Origin of the sequence: Microbacterium pumilum (assembly GCF_039530225.1) — a bacterium.
Classification (GTDB): domain Bacteria; phylum Actinomycetota; class Actinomycetes; order Actinomycetales; family Microbacteriaceae; genus Microbacterium; species Microbacterium pumilum.
In genome coordinates, this window is sequence record NZ_BAAAOH010000001.1 from 1,759,461 (window position 1) to 1,780,700 (window position 21,240).

19 protein-coding genes are annotated in these 21,240 nt (G+C 66.4%); 9 read left to right on the forward strand and 10 right to left on the reverse strand.

Translation table 11 applies throughout. The features are described from left to right. Positions 1-115: 115 nt before the first annotated feature. From ABD188_RS07755 to ABD188_RS07780, 6 genes are all read left to right on the forward strand, one after another. Positions 116-1,042: a hypothetical protein gene (locus ABD188_RS07755; protein ID WP_344060143.1), complete on the forward strand. Its 927-nt coding sequence runs from the start codon at positions 116-118 to the stop codon at positions 1,040-1,042. Positions 1,043-1,047: 5 nt separating this feature from the next. Beyond that, the gene (locus ABD188_RS07760) at positions 1,048-2,286 is read left to right on the forward strand and encodes a polysaccharide pyruvyl transferase family protein (protein ID WP_344060144.1); all 1,239 of its coding nucleotides are present in this window, start codon (positions 1,048-1,050) and stop codon (positions 2,284-2,286) included. After that, on the forward strand, positions 2,283-2,783 hold the full coding sequence (locus ABD188_RS07765) for an acyltransferase (protein ID WP_344060145.1): 501 nt from the start codon (positions 2,283-2,285) through the stop codon (positions 2,781-2,783). Before ABD188_RS07760 ends, ABD188_RS07765 begins: the two co-directional genes overlap by 4 nt. Before the next feature lie 219 nt (positions 2,784-3,002). Then, positions 3,003-4,151: an acyltransferase family protein gene (locus ABD188_RS07770; RefSeq protein WP_344060147.1), complete on the forward strand. Its 1,149-nt coding sequence runs from the start codon at positions 3,003-3,005 to the stop codon at positions 4,149-4,151. After that, positions 4,148-5,239 carry an acyltransferase family protein gene (locus ABD188_RS07775; protein ID WP_344060149.1) on the forward strand — a complete coding sequence of 364 codons (1,092 nt, stop codon included), beginning with the start codon at positions 4,148-4,150 and terminating at the stop codon, positions 5,237-5,239. Before ABD188_RS07770 ends, ABD188_RS07775 begins: the two co-directional genes overlap by 4 nt. Next, a complete protein-coding gene (locus ABD188_RS07780) occupies positions 5,236-6,717 on the forward strand; it encodes a sugar transferase (RefSeq protein ID WP_344060150.1) in 1,482 nt (493 codons plus the stop codon). The genes ABD188_RS07775 and ABD188_RS07780 overlap by 4 nt, the downstream gene beginning before the upstream one ends. Positions 6,718-7,198: 481 nt before the next feature. On the opposite strand, the gene ABD188_RS07785 is transcribed toward ABD188_RS07780, so the two are convergent. From ABD188_RS07785 to ABD188_RS07795, 3 genes are read right to left on the reverse strand one after another with little or no spacing between them, the layout of a single operon-like run. Further along, a complete protein-coding gene (locus ABD188_RS07785) occupies positions 7,199-8,758 on the reverse strand; it encodes a lipopolysaccharide biosynthesis protein (RefSeq protein WP_344060152.1) in 1,560 nt (519 codons plus the stop codon). Then, entirely contained in the window at positions 8,659-9,645 is a 987-nt protein-coding gene (locus ABD188_RS07790) for a glycosyltransferase family 2 protein (protein ID WP_344060154.1), read from the reverse strand. Before ABD188_RS07790 ends, ABD188_RS07785 begins: the two co-directional genes overlap by 100 nt. Then, positions 9,635-10,783 carry a polysaccharide pyruvyl transferase family protein gene (locus ABD188_RS07795; RefSeq protein WP_344060156.1) on the reverse strand — a complete coding sequence of 383 codons (1,149 nt, stop codon included), beginning with the start codon at positions 10,781-10,783 and terminating at the stop codon, positions 9,635-9,637. Before ABD188_RS07795 ends, ABD188_RS07790 begins: the two co-directional genes overlap by 11 nt. Positions 10,784-11,062: 279 nt before the next feature. Between ABD188_RS07795 and ABD188_RS07800 the strand changes: the two genes are divergently transcribed. Then, positions 11,063-11,590 (forward strand): serine O-acetyltransferase, encoded by a 528-nt coding sequence (locus tag ABD188_RS07800; protein WP_344060158.1) that lies wholly within the window; start codon positions 11,063-11,065, stop codon positions 11,588-11,590. A 4-nt stretch (positions 11,591-11,594) separates the two neighbouring features. On the opposite strand, the gene ABD188_RS07805 is transcribed toward ABD188_RS07800, so the two are convergent. From ABD188_RS07805 to ABD188_RS07825, 5 genes are read right to left on the reverse strand one after another with little or no spacing between them, the layout of a single operon-like run. Continuing rightward, the gene (locus ABD188_RS07805) at positions 11,595-13,070 is read right to left on the reverse strand and encodes a hypothetical protein (protein ID WP_344060160.1); all 1,476 of its coding nucleotides are present in this window, start codon (positions 13,068-13,070) and stop codon (positions 11,595-11,597) included. Then, positions 13,067-14,143, reverse strand: a complete 1,077-nt coding sequence (locus tag ABD188_RS07810) for a glycosyltransferase family 2 protein (protein WP_344060162.1) — start codon at positions 14,141-14,143, stop codon at positions 13,067-13,069. The genes ABD188_RS07805 and ABD188_RS07810 overlap by 4 nt, the downstream gene beginning before the upstream one ends. Beyond that, complete coding sequence (locus tag ABD188_RS07815) at positions 14,140-15,144, reverse strand: glycosyltransferase family 2 protein (RefSeq protein ID WP_344060164.1); 1,005 nt, start codon at positions 15,142-15,144, stop codon at positions 14,140-14,142. Before ABD188_RS07815 ends, ABD188_RS07810 begins: the two co-directional genes overlap by 4 nt. Positions 15,145-15,146: 2 nt before the next feature. Next, positions 15,147-16,484: a tyrosine-protein kinase domain-containing protein gene (locus ABD188_RS07820; RefSeq protein WP_344060166.1), complete on the reverse strand. Its 1,338-nt coding sequence runs from the start codon at positions 16,482-16,484 to the stop codon at positions 15,147-15,149. Positions 16,485-16,508: 24 nt separating this feature from the next. Then, on the reverse strand, positions 16,509-17,447 hold the full coding sequence (locus ABD188_RS07825) for an alpha/beta hydrolase (protein ID WP_344060168.1): 939 nt from the start codon (positions 17,445-17,447) through the stop codon (positions 16,509-16,511). Positions 17,448-18,289: 842 nt separating this feature from the next. Here ABD188_RS07825 and ABD188_RS07830 point away from each other — a divergent pair. Continuing rightward, positions 18,290-18,985: an LPXTG cell wall anchor domain-containing protein gene (locus ABD188_RS07830; RefSeq protein ID WP_344060170.1), complete on the forward strand. Its 696-nt coding sequence runs from the start codon at positions 18,290-18,292 to the stop codon at positions 18,983-18,985. A gap of 38 nt (positions 18,986-19,023) precedes the next feature. Continuing rightward, positions 19,024-19,632: a class F sortase gene (locus tag ABD188_RS07835; protein ID WP_344060172.1), complete on the forward strand. Its 609-nt coding sequence runs from the start codon at positions 19,024-19,026 to the stop codon at positions 19,630-19,632. On the opposite strand, the gene ABD188_RS07840 is transcribed toward ABD188_RS07835, so the two are convergent. Both ABD188_RS07840 and ABD188_RS07845 read right to left on the reverse strand, forming a co-directional pair. Then, on the reverse strand, positions 19,623-20,081 hold the full coding sequence (locus ABD188_RS07840) for a VanZ family protein (RefSeq protein ID WP_344060174.1): 459 nt from the start codon (positions 20,079-20,081) through the stop codon (positions 19,623-19,625). The genes ABD188_RS07835 and ABD188_RS07840 overlap by 10 nt on opposite strands. 350 nt (positions 20,082-20,431) lie before the next feature. Further along, positions 20,432-21,022, reverse strand: coding sequence for an arsenate reductase/protein-tyrosine-phosphatase family protein (locus tag ABD188_RS07845; protein ID WP_344060176.1), 591 nt, complete (start codon positions 21,020-21,022; stop codon positions 20,432-20,434). Between the last annotated feature and the right edge of the window lie 218 nt (positions 21,023-21,240).

Below are 21,240 nucleotides of genomic sequence, written 5' to 3' on the forward strand. Positions count from 1 at the left end.
TTCGTTACGAACGTTCGAACTGGCGGATGCGGCTTATGCAGCCGCATAGTCTGGATGGGCAGGCAGCGTCGCCTGGGGAGACGCTCTTAACCTCAACTGTGGAAGGCCCCGAAACATGAGCAGTACCGACGACGTCAACGCGGCAGCATTCGGATCCGTGACGGGTCCGCGGCTCAGCCGCAGGACGTTGCTGCTGGGCTCGGCGCTGGGCGCCGCGGCGGCCGTGATGCCGTTGAGTTCTGCGTTCGCGGCGCCCAGCTACACCGCTGTGCCGCTGCTGCCGTACGAGACCAGCAGGCTCGACACGCAGACCACGACCGTCGGCAAGAAGAAGTACGAAGAGATCGACGTCGTCTACAAGGGCGACACCATCCGACTGTTCGTGCCGCACACCGCGAAGCCCTTCAAGTCCAGTCCGGCCGTGACGATGGTCTGGTACTACCACTCCAACGGGAGCACTCACACGTCGCTGTCGAACGTCTACAAGTACAGCGCGATGCTCGCCGTCGACAAGGGCTGGGTGTGCGTGTGCCCGCTGTACGGCGGCAGCCTGTGGACGAACAATGCGGCGGCGGCTTACCAGAAGAGCGCCGTCACCTACCTGAACAGCTACTTCAACATCGGCACCAGCTTCCTGCGCGCCAACTCCGGTGGGGGATCGCTCTTGACGGGCGCGTACGGCACGGGCATGGTTCCCAAGGCCAAGGGCATCTACCTGGCCAATGGGACCTACGACATGGAGGATCTGTACGCACGCGATCCCGGCCGCATCGGCCCGGTGTACGACAACGACCCCGCCCTCGTGGCCGCGAGCAATCCCGCCCGTCTGCCGCAGTCCGCATGGACCGGCAGCCGCATCCGTGCGGTCGTCTCGCAGGCCGACTTCATCGTCCCACCCGCCCAGCACGGTCAGGCGCTCGTCGAGAAGGCCGACCCCGTCGCGGCCGAGACCAGTCTCATGTGGCACAACCAAGGGCATGTCGTGCCCGACGTCGTCAGCACCGACATGATCAAGACGTTCGCGCGCTGGCTCACGGTCTAGGCGGAATGGCTTCCATCAAGCAGACGCTCCGTCGATCCCTGCTCGCCACGGGGATCGAGGTCAGCCGTGACACCCGTCTCCTCGCTGCACAGATCGGCGTGGTCACCGAGCCGCGCCATCATGTTCTGATCGCACCGCCAGGCGGCGGCAACATCGGCGACCAGGCCATGGTCGAGGCGTTCCTCGAGAACACCGACGGCGATGTCGTCATCGTGACTTCGGGCGAGGGGTCCATCGACATCCCCGACATCCACGCTGCGCGCGCGACCACCCGCGCGATGCCCGGCGTCCTGTACCGCTCACGCCGTGCGCACCGCGCGGCGCTGGTGGAGCTCGCCGGCGTGCTCCGGCACGCGCGCAGCATCTCGGTCGTCGGCGCTGACATCATGGACGGTGCGTACGTCCCGCGCGCATCCGTGTCCCGGGCGATGGTCGCGAGTGCGGCGGCCCTGTGCGGGATCGACTCGCGCGTGCTGGGCTTCAGCTGGCCGGATGCACCATTCGGTGCTGCGCGCAGCGCGCTGGCGCGCGCGGCCCGGAACGGAGCGGCGATCCTTCCCCGCGATCCGGTGAGCTTCGAGCGGCTCGCCCGCGACGGGATTTCTCCCGATCGGCAGGTGACGGATCTCGTTTTCTCAGCGACGACGGTCGACTCCGCTCTGGTCGAGGAACTCGCCCTCTCCGGACCGTTCGCGATCGTGAACATCAGCGGGCACATCGGCCGCCGCGTGGATCTCGTCCCCGACTACGTGCGCGTCGTGCGGTTCCTGCGTGACCGCGGCCTCGCTGTGGTCATCCTCCCGCACGTCGTGACGCCATCAGCCGACGACCGTATCCCCAGTGCACGACTTCGCGCGGAGTTCGGCAGCGATGACGTGCATCTCGTAGACCGGGTTCCGACGCCCGCCGAGGTGCGCGGGCTCACTGCTCGCGCCGTGGTGACGGTGACCGGCCGGATGCATCTGGCCATCATGACGCTGCTGCACGGCACTCCCGCCGTCACCCTGGCCACCCAGGGGAAGGTCGAAGGCCTGATGGCCATGCTCGGCACGCCCGAACTGTGCGTGAGCCCGGTCGCCGGCGTGAGCACGCTGATCGTGGACGTGCTCGACTCCGTGCTGCCGGACGCATCTCCCACCCGGAAGGCGATCGCGGCTGCGCTTCCCGTCGTCGTCGAGCGCTCCGCGGGGAACTTCGTCGGGTTGCGAGACCGGGTCGTCTCTCCGGCAAAGGTCGGCGGGTGAGTCTGGTCACACGTCAGATCGCACGTCTGGCTGCCGCGGGCGTCTGGACACCGCAGCAGCGCAGCAGACTGCTGCGAGCCGCAGGAGCCAGGATCGGCCGGGCGCGCGTCTACGCCGGTATCCGGTTCATCGCGGAGCCGTCGTGGCTCACGGTCGGCGACGGGACGTTCATCAATGCGGAGCTGCTCGTCGGCGCGAATGCCGACGTCACCATCGGCGCGAATGCCTCCCTCGGCCCCCGATGCGCTTTGCTTCCGAGCACGCACGAGGCCGGCACCGCCGACAAGCGCGCCGGGGCGACCAGTGCGTCGCCGATCATGATCGGCGACGGCTGCTGGCTGGGAGCCGGTGTCACCGTGCTGTCGGGGGTGTCCATCGGAGCCGGATGCGTTGTCGCGGCGGGCGCCGTCGTCACCTCGGACTGCGAACCCAACTCGCTGTACGGAGGAGTTCCCGCGCGGAAGATCCGCGACTTCGACGAGACTGCGGGCGGCTGACGCCGACGGGCATGCACGCTCTCGCGTGCCGGAAGCATGAAGGGTGCGTTAAGTGTCTGTAAATAGGTCGTCGTTCGCCTCAGGCCTTGCCTATCCTGAGAGTTGGGCCGCTGCTGTCTCCTATTCATCACAACGAGCACGCATCGAGAAAGGTGCAGCAGCCATGGCACTCGCAGTCAGTCGGTCGGGCATTGCGCCCCGGCGACGCAGGAGCCCTTCGTGGTGACCTCTTCGCTGACCCGGCAGGTGAGCCGCAAAGCATGGGTGGATGTCGCCAAGGGCATCGCCATCCTGCTCGTCGTGACCTACCATGCCAGCCTCTACCTGGCCAAGTCAGGCGGGCTCCTCGGGATGCCGTGGATCATGAAGGCACCCTTGGAGCTCTTCCCCATGCCGGCCTTCTTCGTTCTGGCGGGAATGCTGTCGGCGCGCACCCTCGGGTTCACCTTCTCGGATCTCTGGCGCCGCCGGGTGCTGCCGATGCTGTATCTCTATGCGGTGTGGTCGGTGATTCGGTTCATCTTCTACATCGTGATCCCCGGTGCGAACGCCGAAGTGGGGGATCTACCGGCCAACAGCCCGATCACGCTCGCCCTGATCTTCCTCTGGCCGTCGAGCAGCTACTGGTTCCTCTATGCGCTGGCCCTGTTCACCGTCGCGGCGTGGGCGATTCGACGCGTCCCCGTGGCTGTGCAGGTCGCCGTGACCGCAGTGCTCTGTGCCGTGACGACCTCTGGGCTTCTCGACACGCAGAATGTCGGGTGGAACCGCGTCATCGGCCTCTTCATCTTCTACGTCGTCGGGGTGCATTTCGCCAAGCAGATCTTCGAGGGTGTCGCGCGCGTGCGAGTCTGGTTCCTGCCCATCGCCCTCGTCGTCTTCGGCGGCTATGTCGGAGCGCTGATCTTCCTCGGCCTCCGCGACGTGCCGGGTGCCGCCCTGATCGGACAGCTGCTGGCGGTCGTGGTGGGGTTCAGCTTCGCCCAGCTGATCGCGCCCCTGCGAGTGACCGCGTTCCTTGCTCGCTGGGGCTCCCTGAGTCTCTACATCTACCTCTACCACCTGTTCCTCATCGTCCCTGTGGCGACGATCGTGGGATTGATCGGATGGACCGGGCCTCGCTGGGCCGGATTCCTCGTCCAAGCCGCCCTCACGCTCGCCGCGATCGAATTCGCGGTGTTGATGATGAAGCTGACCGGGCGATTCAAGTGGCTGTACCTTCCTCCGCGTTCCTGGGTCCGCTCACCGGTGCGTCCCGCCGCCGCCGCGGAACCGGCATCCGCCCCGCGTGACGAGTCGGCTCCTTCGGCCGTTCCGGCGCCTGAGACCGCCCCGGCAGTCCCGCAGACGAGGAAGGATCGATCGTGAGGAAGAACCTCTCCATCGAGTCGCTCCGCGGTCTCGCCGCCATCTTGATGGCCGCCGGGCACGTGATCGGCAGCGACGCCACCCGCGGGATGACCGTGGGTGACGACAGCGGATGGCGCCTGTTCTACCTCCTGCTCGAAGACGTCCGTATGCCGCTGTTCGCCGCGCTGTCAGGATTCGTGTATGCGTACCGCCCGATCGACGACGGGGGCGACTACGGGCGCATGGTCTGGGGCAAGGTGCGCCGGCTGCTCGTGCCGCTGATCACGGTGGGCACCCTTTTCGTCGCCGTGCAGTCGATCATCCCTGATACGAATGCGGCATCGACGGGCGACTTCCTCCGCCTCTACGTGTTCGGTGTGGGTCACTTCTGGTTCCTGCAGGCGATCTTCCTGGTCTTTCTGCTCGTCGGCGTGCTCGACCTTCTCGGCGTGCTGGACCGGCCGCGATACTGGATGGTGATCACTGCGGCCGCGGTGCTGCTGGCGATCTTCGTCCGAGTGCCCGAGCCGGTCGACTTCTTCAGCATCAGCGGTGCCATCGCCCTCCTGCCCTTCTTCCTGTTGGGGTACGGCGCCCATCGATTCATCTCGAATCCACCGCGAGTGCGGCTCGTGGCGGTGGTGGCCGTCGCGTTCGTCGTCTTCTACGCCGTGCGTGCCCTGGAGATCGTCGGAGTCGTCGACATCTCCTTGCAGGCCCTGCTCGCCGACCGGGTTCTGGTGGGATTCGCCGCCGTTTCCCTGCTTCTGCTGCTCCGGGATCGCATCCGGCTGAAACCGCTCGCGTGGCTGGGCCAGTTCGCGTTCGCGATCTACCTGCTGCACGTGTTCGGCTCCGCTGCCGCCCGCATCGTCCTCTCGCGTCTGGGAATCGACAACGACTTCGTCGTCTTCGCCGTCTGCATGCTGTTCGCTCTCGCGATTCCCACCGTGTTCGAGATGACGCTCGGGCGCATCGGGTGGATCAGCTGGGCGTTCCTCGGGCAGAAGCCATATCGTCCTCGCCCTCGTCAACCCCTTCCGGCACCCGACCCGGATACCGAAAGTCCGTCATCCGCAATTCGACCAGTCAGGAGCCGCAGATGACCCACGTGGTCCAACGCACCACTGCATCCATGGATTCGCCGGCCCGCACGGCCGTGCCATGGACCACGGCATTCGCGGGTCTGCAGATCGCGGTCGACACGATCGCTGTTCTCGCCTCGGTCACCATCGCCGCTACCGCGGCGGGCATGACCCTCCCGTGGATGCCGCGATGGGACGCGGGGACTCACGTTCCCGCGCTCGCGGTCTGGGGGGTGACGACCGCACTCTGGCTGCTTCTGCTTGCGGCGAACGGGAGCAGATCCCCTCGCGTTGTGGGCACGGGCGCGACCGAGTACCGACGCGTCGTGCACGCGACGTTCATCGTGTTCGCGATGATCGCCCTGGTGGCGTACATCTTCCGGGTACCCGGCCTGCAGCTCTACATCGCCTTCGGGTTCAGCACGGGCGTCGTCCTGCTGCTCGGTGCCCGGTGGGGCGCCCGACGCTGGCTGATCGCCCAGCGCCGCGAAGGCCGGATGTCGCGGAGCGTGCTTCTGGTGGGCTCACTCGGTTCGATCGCGACGGTGGCCGCCGACGTCCAGCGGACGCCGGCCGCCGGCTTCAACGTCGTAGGGGCATGCACTCCGAGCGGGCTCGTCGCCGGAGTCGTCCCTGGGACCGACATCCCGCTCTCAGGAAGCGTCGCCAACCTCACCCAGGCACTGGAGGTGACCGGCGCCGACACCGTGATCATCACGAGCGCGAACGAATTCAGCTCCGCCGAGGTGCGAGAGCTCAGCTGGAAGCTCGAGCCCGGGCGCCAGCATCTTGTCGTCGCACCCAGCCTCACCGACATCGGCGGGCCGCGTCTGCACACTCGGCCGGTCAACGGACTCCCGCTCATCCATGTGGAGACGCCCCGGTACGACGGAGGCAAGCTCTACGCCAAGCGCGCCTTCGACATCGTGATGTCGGGGCTCCTCATCATCGTGCTGTCGCCCGTGCTGCTGGGGATCGCGATCATGGTGCGCCTCAGCACCCCCGGGGACGTCCTCTTCCGGCAGCAGCGCGTCGGCCTGCGCGGCGAGCACTTCCAGATGCTCAAGTTCCGGTCGATGTACGACGACGCCGAAGAGCGACTGAAAGAACTCGAGACCACCGGTCGCGATGAGGGCAATGCCATCATGTTCAAGATGCGCGACGACCCGCGTGTGACGCCGATCGGCAGAATCATGCGGCGCTACAGTCTCGACGAGCTTCCGCAGCTGTTCAACGTGTTCTTCGGATCGATGGCTCTCGTGGGCCCGCGCCCGCCGCTGGAGCGCGAGGTCGTCCAGTACTCCGACCACGTGCACCGTCGATTCCTCGTCAAGCCCGGCATCACGGGGCTGTGGCAGGTCAGCGGCCGCTCGGATCTCGATTGGGACGAGACGGTCCGCCTGGATCTGTTCTACGTCGAGAACTGGACGATCACCGGCGACCTTCTCATCCTCTGGAAGACGGCCCGTGCCGTCCTCCTCGGCGACGGCGCGTACTGACCTGGCTCGACGCTGACGTCGGCGAGCGTTCAGCGTCGAAGGTCGAGCAGCGAGCTGGTGCCATTGCAGTCGACCCCTCGCCAGCCGTTGAAGGGCAGGTCGGAGCGAGGGTGAGCGAGGCGAGCTCGTAGAGAGATGACACGAGCTGAACGGCCGCTCCACTGCTGTGGGGTACCCGCCGAAGGCGAATCGAGCCTGGCGTGCGACTGTCCGGTCGCTGCGACGATCCCGAACGCATTTTACTTGAGGTTGTTGCAGCAGCGCTCGACGACGTTGCATCCCCGGTAGCGAAGCTTCTGCTGGTCGCCGAAGCGATCGGCCGTCCCGCTTCTTGCGACGGTGTGCGATCTGATCAATGGAGCGGGGTCGCGATGAGATCAGACAATCTCGCCCGGAACCACCACACCGGCCTCTGCCTCGTCGCGACAGCCCACCGGCTCACCGGCAGCTTGAGCGACACGGTCTGGCAAGCTCACCGCCATCAACCCTTGCCGCGTCGACGTCTCTCGCGAATCACGCCGAAGATGTGGGTGATCGCCCCGCGGTCCAGTATCCACAGGACACCGAGGTAGACCGCGGCACCGGCAGGCACGCAAACGGCAAGTTGCAGAACATTCGGCCAATCTGCCACAGCTCGCTCGAGGAGCCAGACGACGGCGAACATGACCGCGCCACCTGTCAACGCAACGTACGAAGCGCGAAGAATCAGCAGCGGCTTCACTCCGGCCACGCGGTAAAGCACCACCAGCCAGATCGGCGTGGAGATGAACAGAGCGACGATCACCTGCACCAGGGCGAACACAACGAGGTCCTCGAACTGCAGAGCATAGACGTAGCCGGCAATGGTGATCGGGACGGTGATGAGTCTGATGCTGAGACCCACCTTCGGCCGGCCCATTGCGATCAGCAGCGCGGCGTCGTAGTAGCGAACAGATTGGATCACCCCGAGCACTGCGAGCATCTGCAGTACCGGCACGGCCGCTGTCCATTGGGGGCCGAACAGCACTTCGACGAACGGATAGCCGACCGCGGCGATACCCACAAAGCCAGGAATGGCCACGAGGGAGGTGGCGCGAATCGAGCGGTAGTACGCGCGCCGCAGCCTCTCGTGGTCGCCTTGCAACCTCGCGAACGCGGCAGACAGGACTTGGTTGCTTGCGCCGAGGAGAAGTTCTGTCAGGATCCTGAACGCCTGATAAGCGACCGAATAGAGACCCAGCGAGGCTGCTCCGAGGAATCGCCCGATGAGAAGGTCGTCAGATCGCGTCTGCAGCGTTTCCAGTGCCCGCGCCCCGGCCACGGGCAGCCCGAATCGCAGGAAGATCCACAAGGATGCGAAGGAGAAGAACCACTTGGGTCGGAACGGGGAAGCCGCCCACAGGAGGATGACGCCCAGAACGTTGTCGATGAGCACCCGACCGACCATGGCGAACGCACCCGCACCCAGCAGTGCGAGCGTGACCCCGACTATTCCCCCCGCTATCGCGCCGATCGCGCGCCGAGTTGCCATCGGCTTGAATTTCATCTCGCGTTGGAATACGGCTGTGGGCACGAGTATGAGCGCTTGAAGGAAGAGAATCGGTGACATTGCGGCAACAACGCCCACGAGTGCCTGATTCTGGAACAGCGCTCCGAAAGCGGGGGACGCTGCGAACATGCCGAGGCTGAGGATGAGGCCGATTGACGAAACGCCCCAGAAGAGCGAGGAGAGCTCGCCGCTCGTCACCTCCTTACGCTGGATCGCTGCCTGCATCAGCCCCAGATCCTGGAAGAGCTGAACGATCGCGAGCAGGGAGGTCGCCAACGCCACCAGTCCGAACGCCGTGGGGTCAAGCACGCGGGCAAGGACCAACAGCACGATCGTGTCGACGATTCGGCCGAACAACCGCGCACCGGATGTCCACGCGAAGCCAGCACCCGCCTTACGCCCGACAGACGCGGTCATCGGATGGCCCCTTGCGGCGCTGGCGAGGCGGGACGGAGACGGCGCCTGGCAGTCGTCTTCATTGCGGTATTGAGGGTGCGGGCTCTGATCGACCAACGGACCCGCGGGCGCAACCCCAGTGCGCGTAGTCGATCACCGGAAACATAGGCGAACGCCTGACCGCCAATGCCTTCGTCGATCGCTCTGCCGAGGATCAGCGGCACGTAGTACTCGAGGTACTTGGGCATGTACGCCTCCCAGGTTCCCACCGTTGCGGCGCGAAGTGCCTCGGGGTCGGTCATGATCGGCGGCAGGGGATAGGGCGTCGTGCGCCCGGTGCTGAGCGAACTCGCGTCGATGTGAAACCGCAACAGCGGCTCACCGGATCGAAATACGGGCTTTGTCAGGGCCACTGCGGTCCACAGGTACGAATCTTCGCCGAACATCGCACGCTTCTCATAGAAACCACCCAGCGCTTCGAAGACATCGCGTTGCACGATGGTCGCCGAACTGTGCAGCGAATCGACGCGCATCTTGAATTCGCGGGCGGGCGCCGCGGGATCCAATTCCCATCGCCCCTCGTGGACGCCTCGCGCTGCGAACTTCGCGTTGACGTCATCCGTCTCGCTGCCGCGGAACCACGAGGATGATGCGGCCGCGAGTGAGCTATCTGCCTCAAGCACACCTACGAGGTGTTCGAGATAGTTCGGAAGCCACTCGTCATCGGCATCCAGAAAAGCGATATACCGACCATCGTGCCGTGCCGCGCCGGTATTGCGCGCCGCGCCGGGACCGGCATTCTGCTGATGAACGACGACGATTCGCGGGTCGACGACGTCGACCGCCCAGTCGTCGGTTGAGCCGTCATCGACGATGACCAGTGTCCAGTGAGGGTAGGTCTGTGCAAGGACGGACTGCACGGCGCGATTGATCACACCCGCCTTGTTGAACAGGGGGATCACGACATCGACCTGCACGTCGCGGGTGCCCGAGTCAGCTGTCATGACGCTCAGCACCGGCGACGTGAGCTTTCGCTCTGTCTGATTGTGAGCGAACCAGGCGTTCGTCGAGGACCTGAAACTGCACTGCAGCGGCGCGACTGAGTCGTTCGCGTTCGCTGGAGGGCATCGTCCACGCGAGGTCCTCCACCCGGTCCCACCCGAGGGCAGAGTCGTTCAAGTCGACAATCGTTCCGCCGTACCCGATGTCTGTCAAAGTGTCGACCGTCTTCTTGCTGTACGCGATCGGCAAGACCGCCTTGCCGAACGCGAGCCCCAGAACAACCGCGTGGAATCGTGCCCCTATCACCGTCTGCGAGCAGGCGATGATCGCGAGGGCCTCTTCGAGATCGCCCACATAGTCATGCCGGAAGACATGCGCGGCGACATCGGGCGATAGTCGCGCCCGGATACGTTCCGCAGCCTGGTCATCGCCCTGGTAGCTGCAGAAGGACATCAGGCATACTCGCGATCCTGATCGCACCGTGCGTTCGGCGATCCCAGCCATCGCGGCTTCATAAGCGTCTGCGGCGGCGGCATCGAATCGTTCGCGGGTGTCGATCATCGAGATCACGACGTCTGCGTGCTCGGCCGGACTGCGGGTCGGGACAGGTGTGAGGAATCCGACGTCGATTGCGCTTCGGACCGCCGGCACATCGGCGAACACATCCCGAGAGTACGAATCACGAAAGCAGACATCGTCAGCGCCGCTGAGGATGTCCCGCACGATCTCCGGGTATTCATCCGACAGATAAGGCCCGAAGTTCGCGTCGATGATGAAATACGGAATGCCAAGGGCGCGGTAATGATCACGCTCGCGTTTCCACGTGTCGAGCTTTCCCGGATGCTCGATGAAGATCGAACCCCCGATGTAGACGAGAACGTCGTTGCTGCGACTCGCTCGCTCGAGATCCGCATGAAGCCTCGGTCCTCGTCCGGTCAACCGACGCTTGAGCCTCGAGAGGACCGAGCGCCGCGCCGAATCGGCTCGTCGAACCACCACGTTGTCAAGGTCCTCCAGGGCCTTGCACGGTTCTCGTAGGAGCACCGTGAACGTGTTCGCGAAGCGGGACGCGAGAAGATAGACGAGAAGGTCGTCGCCGAGGTTGGCGCGGTCGTAGAACCTGATGAGTACGCGATCCATGCCGTCCCGTCAGGCAGCCATGCGAGTGCGTGGGGATCTATTGCGATCGGTGAGTCTGGTGGCCATGATGGTGCTCCTTCTGGCTCGCATCGAGCGAGGAAGACGCCAATGGCCCCCGTCTACTACAGACGATGGTATGCCAGGTTCATGCTCAAAGCGGGTCGCGTTACACAGAGGTAACGAGACATTCACGTCCGCAGTTGTGCCGGGACGGTCAACACCCTGCGGATGAAGACGAACGTTGATTTCGCGGAAACATGCTGCGTGTAGCGTGCGAGGATGCGACTCAAGGAAGTCCTCATTGCGGACTACGCCAGGAACGACGATCGCTGGTCGAAGATCAGCGTCGCCGTGTTCCGAGTGAATCAATGGGCATATCGGCGGGGGTTCGTGCTGCGCAGCGCAGCCGCTGTCGCCGACCTGATCTGGCTGCGGCTGCTCGTTGGAGCTGAGCTTCCGCCCGACATCGTGTGCGGTCCGGGTCTCCGCCTCGCACACATGGGTCGTGGCGTGATCGTGAATCGACGAGTCCGGATAGGGAGCAATGTCACTCTCTACCACCGCGTCACGCTCGGGGTGATCGGTTCCGACAAAGGCAACGTGCCTACGCTCGAGGATGGCGTCTACGTCGGAACCGGTGCGACCGTGATCGGAAGGGTTCTCGTTGGCGAGGGTGCGCGGATTGGTGCTGGGGCCGTCGTGACCAAGGACGTCCCGGCTTTCGCAACGGCGGTAGGCGTGCCGGCCACCAACCGATTGCGGGCAGCGCCGACAGCCGGTGAGCCCGCTCTCAGCAGTCGCTCCTAGGTGCTCAGTACTCATCGAGTGGTATGAGCCCGCGCCGCTTGTACTGGTATCGCAGGGCGGCGACGATACCGGCGCCGATGAACGTGAACGGATACGACGGCGGTGATGTGAACACCGGGGCGCCGATCGACTCGATCGTGATGAGCAGCACCCACCCGATCCCGCTCCAGCGGATCCAGGTGTACGACTTCGGCTCGCTCGCGGAGATCGGTCGCACCATCGAGGCGACCATCGCCACGAGGCCGCCCGCGAACAGCACGGTTCCGAGCCAGCCGGTCTCTCCGAGCAGGGCGGGCCACTGGGTGTCGGTCAGGTATTTGCCCCAGTCGAGGCCCTCACCGAGCCCGTAGTAACGGGTCCACCCACGGATCACGTACTCCGGCGAGTAGTTGATCGCGGCCATGTAGCTGCCATACCGGCCGAAGCCGGCGCCGAAGGGGAAGCTGTCGATGCCGATCTGCCATGCGCCGCCGATGAGCAGCCCTCGCGCGGACTCCTCCTCGCCGAAGAAGTAGGACGTGAGGTCGGCGGAGACGAGCAGATAGAGCGTCGGGATGATCGTGAGAGCCGCGACGGGCAACAGGGCCACCACCAGCACGACGAGCCAGGTGGACCGCGAGCGCAGGGCGAAGAGCGCGTACACGATGATCATGCTGGTGATCGTCTTCACGCGCACGGTGAGGAATCCGATGGACGTCACCGCGATCAAGGTGAGGGCGGGCAGCCACCGCGCGCCGTACATGAGCAGGTAGACGACGCACGAGATCCCGATCACCGCGCAGATCCGCCCCAGGGCCGCAGGGTGCGCGTAGGGACCGCTGAGGTACGGGACGCCCAGGGGCGAGAGACCGATGTCGGCGCCGGTGAAGTCGAGCCATGCCCTCGGCGCCAGGAAATTGATCGCCGAGGTGAGGATGAGCACGCCGGCCAGAACGAAACCGCCGACGACCAGACCGCGGAGGCGACGTTTCGACCAGTCGAGCTGAGCGAACGCGAAGGCGAGCAGCACACCCTTGACGGAGAGGAACGCCTGCTGCAGCCAGATCTCGGTCGGCACGTCGGCGATCAAAGATGAGATCGCACCGACGATGAGGAAGCCCGCGAACCAGAGCGTGCCACCAGGCACTACGATCGCTCGGTCGATCCAGACGCGGCGAAGCGTGAACGCGATCACGCAGAGCAGCGTCAGCGCTTCGTCGACCTGACCGGCCGCGGCGCCGCCGGCGGCCTCGATGATCGACGAGCCGACGATCGAGGCGAGGGCTGCGAACGCGATCACGAAGGGCCAGCGGAACGCGGCGTAGAGACCCACGGTTCCGCCGACGGCCACGACGGCGACCTCCGGCGCGAGGATCGCGAGTGGCACGATCGCGGCGACGAGCACCAGCGCGGCCACGATCCACGGCATCCCGCCGCGTCCGCCACGCCGCCGTGTGGGCTCCGGCGCCGCGGGCGCCGACTTCGTGGTCTCGATCGTCATCCGGTCACTTCGCTTCCTGCGGCAGTGGCGGCCGCGGATCCCCGGAGGGCCGGCGAGCCGGAGCCGCCGATCGGGACGTCTGTGGAATCCCGCCCCCGCGAGAGCACCGAGCCGTGCGCCGTGAGCGACACCTTCGCGCTCAGGATCATCGCGGCTCTGCGCAGGTCGCGCCGTCGCACGGTCAGCGCGAAGTCCTCCCAGCCCAGTCGGCGCCGCGCGGTGCGCGCGAGCCGGCGCGACTCGCCGGGGCTGTAGGGCCCGACGAGGGCGTCCTTCACCCGTGAGAGCGAGATGAACCGCGCCACGAAGTAGCGATAGTCCTCCGTCACGAGCAGACGAGGGTCGACCTCGCTCGCCGAAGTGCTGACGGATGCTTCGACCCGGTCGAGCGAGAGAAGCCGGCTGCGCCCGCTCTTCAGGATCGAGCCGGCATTCGCGTGATAGCGATAGACGATGTGGTCGGTGAACGTCACCCGGTCGGCCTTCGCCAGCGTGCGAGCGGTGAGCGCGAGGTCGGAATGGACGTCGCTCGTCGGGAAGGGAAGGCTGGCCTCCAGCAACGGCCGACGGATCAGCTTGTTCCACAGATGGCCGGTGATCACACCGCGCAGGAGCAGGCGGAACGCGAACAGCCGTGACACGGTCCTGAACTCCCGCGGCCCGCGCAGTACGAAGTCGATGTCGCCGGACGGACGCAGCACCTCCGCGCTGCCGATGACGACATCCGCTCCCGTTGACATCGCCTCATCGACGAGCCTCGCGATCGCGTCCGAGGGCATGCTGTCATCGGCGTCGGCGAACAAGACGAAGTCGCCGACGGCGGCCCGGACGCCCGCCTCGCGGGCACGGGCGACGCCGACGTTCTCGGGCAGGATGACCGCGCGCACCCGAGAGTGGGCGGCGTCGAGCCGGACGGCGATCTCCGGGGTCTCGTCGACCGCGCCGTCCGCGACGATGATCACCTCGAGGACCTCCTCGTCCTGCCGGAGCAGGTACAGGACCATCTGCTCGATCTGTTTGGCCGCGCGGTACGCGGGAACGATGACGGAGACCGTCGGCCGAGACGCGTTCATGTCCGCCCCGCCCGTTCGGTCGTGGCGATTCCGGCGCGGGTGGGCTCGCCGGCGACATCATCCGACGCCGCGGCGTCCGCTCCTGCGGTATCGCCCGACCGCTCCTCGCGGCGTGGTGCCGCGAGACGGCGCAGGCGCCACGCGCCATAGGTCAGAGTCGCGTGGATACGCGCCGCCAGTCCGGGACGATGATCCTGGACGAGGCGGAAGATGGCACGCGCTCCCGCAAGGTCGTCCTTGCGGAGCGCCTTCGGGAGCACCATGATGAGCAGGAAATCGCCGAGCAGCCGATCATCGACGATGTTGCCGAGCGCCCATTCCGCGCTCTGATCCCACGAGATCCGGCCCCCGACCGAGCCGGATCCGGTGATCTCCCGGTACGCGAGCGGCTGGGCGACCTGAGTGAACGTCGCTCCTGCCTTCTCTGCCGCGATGAGCCAGCTCCAGTCCTGGTGGTAGGTCAGCGCGGGGTCGAACGGCGCTGCCTCGCCGAGCGCCTTCGGGAACACCAGTGTGGACGTCTGCAGCTGAGGGAGGTTGCCGACGATCCTGTCGCGCCGGAACAGATAGGCGCGCACCTCGCCGACCGCGCCGGGGACGCGGGGACTGACGCGGATGGCGGTGCCGTCAGGATTGCGCTCCTCGAGCGAGCATCCGACCACGAGCATCGTGCCCGCCGGCGCTTTCCTCAGCACGCTCAGCTGGCGTCGGAGCTTGTGAGGATGCCAGTAGTCGTCGTCATCGAGAAGTGCGATGTACGGGGCCCTGGCCGCCGCGATTCCCGCCGTGCGCGCACCGTTGCCCCGGTCGTCGGGATCGGACGAGAGCACTCGCACCCGGTCGTCCGCCGATTCGAAGGGGCGCAGGGCTCCGTTGAGCACGACGATCACCTCCACGTCGACGTCGGACTGATCGAGTGCGGACTGCACCGCCCGTTCCAACGTCTGCCCGCCCCTGGACGGGATGACCACGGATACTTCGGGAACTGCTGTCGCCGACATCGTCACCGCCAGTGGGCGTCGGGTCCGCGTCGGGGCACGTCCGCCAGGAGCACCCCCGTGACGGGAGCGCCGCTCGACTCGAGGAGCGCGTACGCCTCCCGCAGATCCTTCTTGCGCGAGCGACCGCTGTCGACGACGAGAACGGATTCGTCCGCATTCGAGGCGAGCAGCAGCGTCTCGGCGTGATCGAGCAGGGCGGGCGCGACGATCACGACCACGTCGACCGTCTTCTTCAGCTCCTCGACGAGGGTGCCCATCGTGGGTGAGGCGAAGAGAGGATAGGGGCTGTCCGTCGGTGTTCCGGCGGTCGCCGTCCGCAGCTGCGGGACGGCGGTCTCCACGAGGGCCGCCTTCAGCTCGCTGCGACGTCCGAGCACATCGCTGACGCCGACCGGCGACGTCACATCGACGAACTGCGCGACGAGACCGTTGCGGATGTCGGCATCGACCAGAGCCACCCGCACATCCTCTTCCGCGATCACCGCGGCAAGGTTCGCCGCCGCGCCCACCACAGCCGGTTCACGCGTCGGCGAAGTCACCACGATCGTCCGTGCGGCCTGCGTCTCGGGGTTCGTCCGGAGCTGCGCACGGAATTGACGGTATGCCTCGGCCAATCCGCCGGTGGGTGCGGCCGCCACGACGAACGTCCGCGTCGCGGCCTTGTCGAGACCGCCCACGATCGTGGCGGCATCGGTCGCGGCGTGGATGTCCTGCCTGGTCCGGATGCGGGAATCCGTGTATGCCCGGATCGCCGCGATCACGACGCCGATCGCGAAGCCGATCGCGAGCCCGATCGCCAGCATCAGACCGATGTCAGGAGCGGAGGGCGCTGACGGAGCTGCGGCAGGCTCGACGAGTGTCGCGACGAGCGTCGGGCCGGTGGCTTCAGCGTCCGGCGAGGTCTCCGTCGCAGTGACCTGGGTCGCGAGGCTTTCGGCGACGGCGTTCGCGAGAGCTGCCGCCGATGCGGGATCCGAAGACGAGGCGGTCACCGCCACGATGTTGGGCGCACCGGCGGTGGCGGCGGCGACCGAGGAGCTGAGCTGCCCGGCTGTCGCATCGAGCCCGAGGCTCTGGATCACCGGATCAAGGATCAGCGGCGAGTTGACGAGGGTCATGTACGTCGTGATGCGGCTGCCGAGAACTGTGTTCGCAGCGACCAATTCGCCGGTGCTCGATGCGGCGGCCGTTGAGGGGCTGAAGAGCATCTTTCCTGTGGCCGCGTAGACGGGGCGCTGATTCACTGCCAGCAGCAGTGCGATCGCGCCGCCGACCAGGGTGGTGAGGATGATCAGCCAGAGGCTCCGGCGGAAGATCCGCCCGAGATTGGTGAGCTGCATATTGTGGGGCTTCCTGCTCGAGGGTCAGAGGTTCGTCGCCAGGAACGCGACGATCGCATCGCGCACGTCCTGGTTCATCAGCTGCGCTCCGTGGCCGGCGCCTTCGACGACGACAAGGTCGTTGACGACTCCGGCAGCGGTGAGCGCATCGGCCATGCTCTCGGCCTGCTCGATCGGAACGAGGTCCTTCTCCGACCCCACCAGCAAGGTCGGCGGGTCGGTCGCGTCGATGTGAGTGATGGGCGATGCGTCGGTTCCGTCGCACGTCGCTATCGAGGCGCAGTTGAGGTAGTTGAGGATGATCGACGCCGCTTCGGGTGCGGGTGTGCCCAGCTTGGCCGCCGCGGGCGTCATGTCCGCCACGCCCGACATCGACACGGCTGCCTTGATCCGCGAACCGACGTCGGTGGCACCCTCGCCCGCTGTCGCGACCTCGAGGGTGAGGATGGCTCCGGCTGATGAGCCGACCGCCCCGATGCGTGCGGGGTCGATGTTGAAACGGGTCGCCTGAGCCGGATCGCGGAGCCACTGGACGGCGGTCGCGACATCCTGAGTCTGACTCGGAAAGATGTAGTCCGGTGCGAGCCGGTAGCTCACGGGGAAGGCGGCATAGCCCTTCTCGGCGAACCACGTGCACATACTCTGCATGCTCTCGTCCGACCGCGATCCTTGAGTGAACCCGCCGCCGTGGAGCAGGATGACCGCCGCTGTGGGCGTGCCGTCGCTCTTCGGAAGGCAGGCGTCCATCGCGAGCGACTGGCCGTCGATCTCGCTGTAGACGAGGTTCATCTCGGTCGTGATGCCGGACCCTGCAGCTGCGGCCAGGGTCGGGACGACGGTGGGATCACGGCGCTCGGAACAGCCCGCTGTGGCGACGAGGGCGGTCACAGCGAGCAATGCGCACGCGGATCGGACCAGGCCCTCCGCGAAGCGACGACGACGGTGGGTCTTCGGATGGTGCACGCCTCGATCGTAGGAGGCTCGCTTCTCGGGAGAGTGTCCGGCATGTTAACGGCGTGTTCTCCTGCCACACGATTCCCTGTGAATCCGCGACTTTCCGCGGATTCCGGGGCGCCTCGGCACAGGAATCCAATCCGCTCGCCGAACCGATCTTTCCGATTTGTCCCCCGAATGGTGGACAAATCGCGATTCACCGGTACGATCTAGTTCTGTGTCCGGAAGCCACGAGGCTGGGAAACTCGTTGGCGGAACGGTCCAGCAACTGGGGGCGCAGACGTGCGTGAGGGAAAAGCGCGGCCCCCTTCAAGAGGGCCATTGGATCAGCGCCAGCCTTGAAGGGGGCCACTTCCCGTCAGTCCTGACTTCGATGCTGGGGACATCGATACGCAGCCCTGGGAAGCCGGGTCAGGAAAACGAACAGGCATGGCTATCGTAAGCGTCGTTTTCGAAGCTCGCCGAAGCCGATCACCCGACTGATCGACTCAGAGTCCCGGATGTGAAACCGCAGCCGATGCTCTCGAACGTCGTGTCGCGGTGCGTCGGCAGCGGACGAATACCGCTTTCCCGACACCGTCGACGCCTTGTCTCCACTGAGATCGCGCGGGGTCGGGCCGCGGCCGGCGATCCGGCCGCGCTGCGGATCGAAGACCGGCGGACTCTCCATCGGTGTGTGCTCGCCCGTAACAGGAAAGTCGCCAGACTGTCACGCAGCGTGGTCTGCGCCGGCGATACCGTCGTGCATAGTTGGACAACAGGGCGACGGTGCTTGCCGCACCGTCACCTTGGTCGGCGAGACGGCGTCCCCTGCCAGCATCCGGATATCCAATCCCGTGGGGGGGAATCTCATGTCAATCAATCGCGCTCGAAAATCCAGTCTGTTCACCGTGGGCATCGCCGCAGTCGCATTCGCATCGGCAATCGCGGTGGCATCGCCAGCGGCCGCCGCAGACGGCGACATCGTCGGTTCGGCGACCGTGACGCTCGACTTCACGACCGTCGGGCAGGTCGATGTCAGCGTCTTCACCACCAATGTGTCGACCGTGCCGGCCTTCGGCTATGCGGTCATCACCGCTCCCGACGGAACGGTGTACGACTTCGGTGTCGAGGCATACGACGTCGGTGAGAACTGGACGTACACCAAGACGCTCGACGGCTACACGTGCGCCGACCTGAGTGGCGTTTCCGCGGCGGCGTTCGGAAGCCGGGTGTCAGGCGGTGCTCCCGAATGGACGTCGGGAGCGGTGAGCTATCCCGACTCGCGAGTGACGGTCATCGGCTGCGATACCGTGACGCCCGTCACACCGGTCACGCCCGTCACACCCGTCGAGCCCGTCGTGCCGGAGGACCCGGCGCCTGCAGCAGTGATCACGCCGGTGACACCCACCGCGGTGACGCCGACGACGAACGCGCTCCCGGCGAGCAAGACCGATGGCGCACTCCTCGCCTCAACCGGCAGCGACACCAGCTCGCTCGTCGTAATGCTGGGTGCGCTTCTCCTTCTCATCGGAGGCGGCGCCACAGTCGCCCTCAGGCGTCGATGACGCGGGCAGCGCGTGCTCGGCACGCGCGAGTGGTCGCTGTGCTCACAGCGACCACTCTGCTCCTGGCGGGGTGCGCCACGGCCGGAGCAGACGTCACCATCGGGTCGTCCGCAGCTGCGACGGTCCCGACGTCGTCCCCGACCGCCACTACGGTGGCGGCCGGGGACGACGTCCCGGTGGCCCGGCCGACCCATCTCTCGTTCCCCGCAGCCGGGATCGACGGACCGGTCGACGAGTACACCGCTGCTGACGCGCAGGCCGAGGGCGGCATCAACCCGAGCACGCTGGATACGATCTCCTGGTATTCCGGGATCGCCGACGCGCTCCCGGGAACCGCAGCGACCAACACCGTCTACCTGTTCGGCCACTCCTGGGTGCAACCGGCGGTGTTCAACGGACTCGCGGACGTGGTCGTCGGTGACAGGGCGACCGTGACCACGGCGAACGGCATACTCACCTACGCCGTCGACGAGGTCATCACGATGGCCAAGGCCGACTTCACCTCGGACCCGCGCGTCATCGCGGTCGTTCCGGGTCGACTCGCGCTGGTCACCTGCCGCCGACCCGACGGGTGGGATCCCAGCGCAGCCGCTCCCGACAACCGGGTGGTCTTCCTCCACCTCGTCGACGCGCAGGCTCAGCGGTAGCGCAGCGCCTCGCGATCCCGTGGCGCCACGGCGTACCAGATCAGTGCGCCGAGGAGTCCGCCGAACGAATTGGCCACCCAGTCCACGACGCTGGGCACGCGTGCCGGGATGAACAGCTGGGTCACTTCCACACCGAGGAAGGCGAGGCTGCAGATCAGCGCCGCCACCCACCACCGCTCACGGCGGAAGAGCATCGCCAGGAAGAATCCGAGCGGCAGCGCGAGCAGTGCGTTCGCCGTGGATTGGACGACGTCGTAGGTGATCCATCGCGGCCACCCCGCCGCGTACATGTCGATGAGCACCCGGTAGACGCCTCTGGAATCGCCGTCGATCCGCTCCGGCGACAGCACGACGTACACGGTCACCACCAGGTAGAGCGCCAGGAGGCTCGCACCGACGACGATGCTGACGCGTCGCGCTCGGGTGAGGCGCGGCTCGGAGCGGCTCACGGTGCACCCACGCAAGTGACGGTGCTCGGTGCGCTGAGGATGTCGGATCGCCGAGGACCGAGGACCACTACCTGTGGGCGGGCGAACTCCTGCGCTCGTCGGCCAGCACAATGGCTCTGCCGACGACAGGTGCGAGGAGGAGTGCGATAAAGGTCCATGTTGTCAAGATGAGGCTGGCGACGATCATGTGCACTCTCCATCGAGCAATCCGGCGATCTGGCGGTCCGGGAATCCCGAGTGGGCGCTGATCCTCCGTACCGGTCACCTTAGCGCACTCGCCATCGGCGGATGCGAGCGCTCCTCGCGTGAGCATGGTGAGGTGAGGGACCCGGGATCGAGGTCGTCCCTGGTCAGCTGAGCGCGAAGTGCAGCGCGCGGACGACCTCATCGACCGCCGGCTCGAGCTGTGCGGCCGAATGCTGATATGCCGCCCATCCTTGGCCGAAGGGGTCTGCGACGTCGTCGTCGAGATCGGCCGCCGGCGGAACTTCTTCCCTTCGCGATGCGATCGCTGCCACGACGCCGCGGCCGCGAACCGCGGCATCCGCGCCCGCGCTCCGTGCGGCATCCTGCAGCTCGTCGTCGGTCAACGTGGCCGAGAGCCGGGCGAACTCGCGAACCGGGAAGGTCGATCGTGCGATGGACGGCGCGAGGGCGGCGACGTCGCGCTGGTGCCCGCGCGTCATGGTGAGGACGAGGTCGGGCGATACCAGGTCCTGCTCGGTGAGATGGTGGGATCGATGCGCGGCGGAGTCCTCCGCAGGCACGCCGAAGCCGGCGGCCAGTCGGACGGCCTCGGGCGTCATCGGCTCGTTCTCCAGCCAATAGGTGCCTGCACTGCGCACCCGCACCGGCAGCGGTGCGAGGCGCATCCGGATGAGCTGCTCGGCCAGCGGAGAGCGGCAGATGTTGCCTGTGCACACCGTGAGGATCTCGAACAAGATGGAGCCTCCGAACCTCGGCGTGTGCCCGACCACTGTAACCGCGCCGGCAACGGCCCGACGCGGTTTGGCTGCGGCATCCGGATGCCGTAAGATCGATCCTTGGTGCCCACGGCTCTGCTGGCCGGCACCGCGAACGTGAGCCCTCCACTGGCGCCCTTCGACAGGCTCAGGGACCGGATACCGGATCCTTCCTGACGGAAACACCCCGGAGTGGG

Bases quoted from the DNA above. Each gene is read 5' to 3' on its own strand.
- ABD188_RS07755 (WP_344060143.1), top strand. From the start codon at position 116: ATGAGCAGTACCGACGACGTCAACGCGGCAGCATTCGGATCCGTGACG.
- ABD188_RS07760 (WP_344060144.1), top strand. From the start codon at position 1,048: ATGGCTTCCATCAAGCAGACGCTCCGTCGATCCCTGCTCGCCACGGGG.
- ABD188_RS07780 (WP_344060150.1), top strand. From the start codon at position 5,236: ATGACCCACGTGGTCCAACGCACCACTGCATCCATGGATTCGCCGGCC.
- ABD188_RS07790 (WP_344060154.1), bottom strand. From the start codon at position 9,645: ATGACAGCTGACTCGGGCACCCGCGACGTGCAGGTCGATGTCGTGATC.
- ABD188_RS07795 (WP_344060156.1), bottom strand. From the start codon at position 10,783: ATGGATCGCGTACTCATCAGGTTCTACGACCGCGCCAACCTCGGCGAC.
- ABD188_RS07800 (WP_344060158.1), top strand. From the start codon at position 11,063: ATGCGACTCAAGGAAGTCCTCATTGCGGACTACGCCAGGAACGACGAT.
- ABD188_RS07805 (WP_344060160.1), bottom strand. From the start codon at position 13,070: ATGACGATCGAGACCACGAAGTCGGCGCCCGCGGCGCCGGAGCCCACA.
- ABD188_RS07810 (WP_344060162.1), bottom strand. From the start codon at position 14,143: ATGAACGCGTCTCGGCCGACGGTCTCCGTCATCGTTCCCGCGTACCGC.
- ABD188_RS07815 (WP_344060164.1), bottom strand. From the start codon at position 15,144: ATGTCGGCGACAGCAGTTCCCGAAGTATCCGTGGTCATCCCGTCCAGG.
- ABD188_RS07820 (WP_344060166.1), bottom strand. From the start codon at position 16,484: ATGCAGCTCACCAATCTCGGGCGGATCTTCCGCCGGAGCCTCTGGCTG.
- ABD188_RS07830 (WP_344060170.1), top strand. From the start codon at position 18,290: ATGTCAATCAATCGCGCTCGAAAATCCAGTCTGTTCACCGTGGGCATC.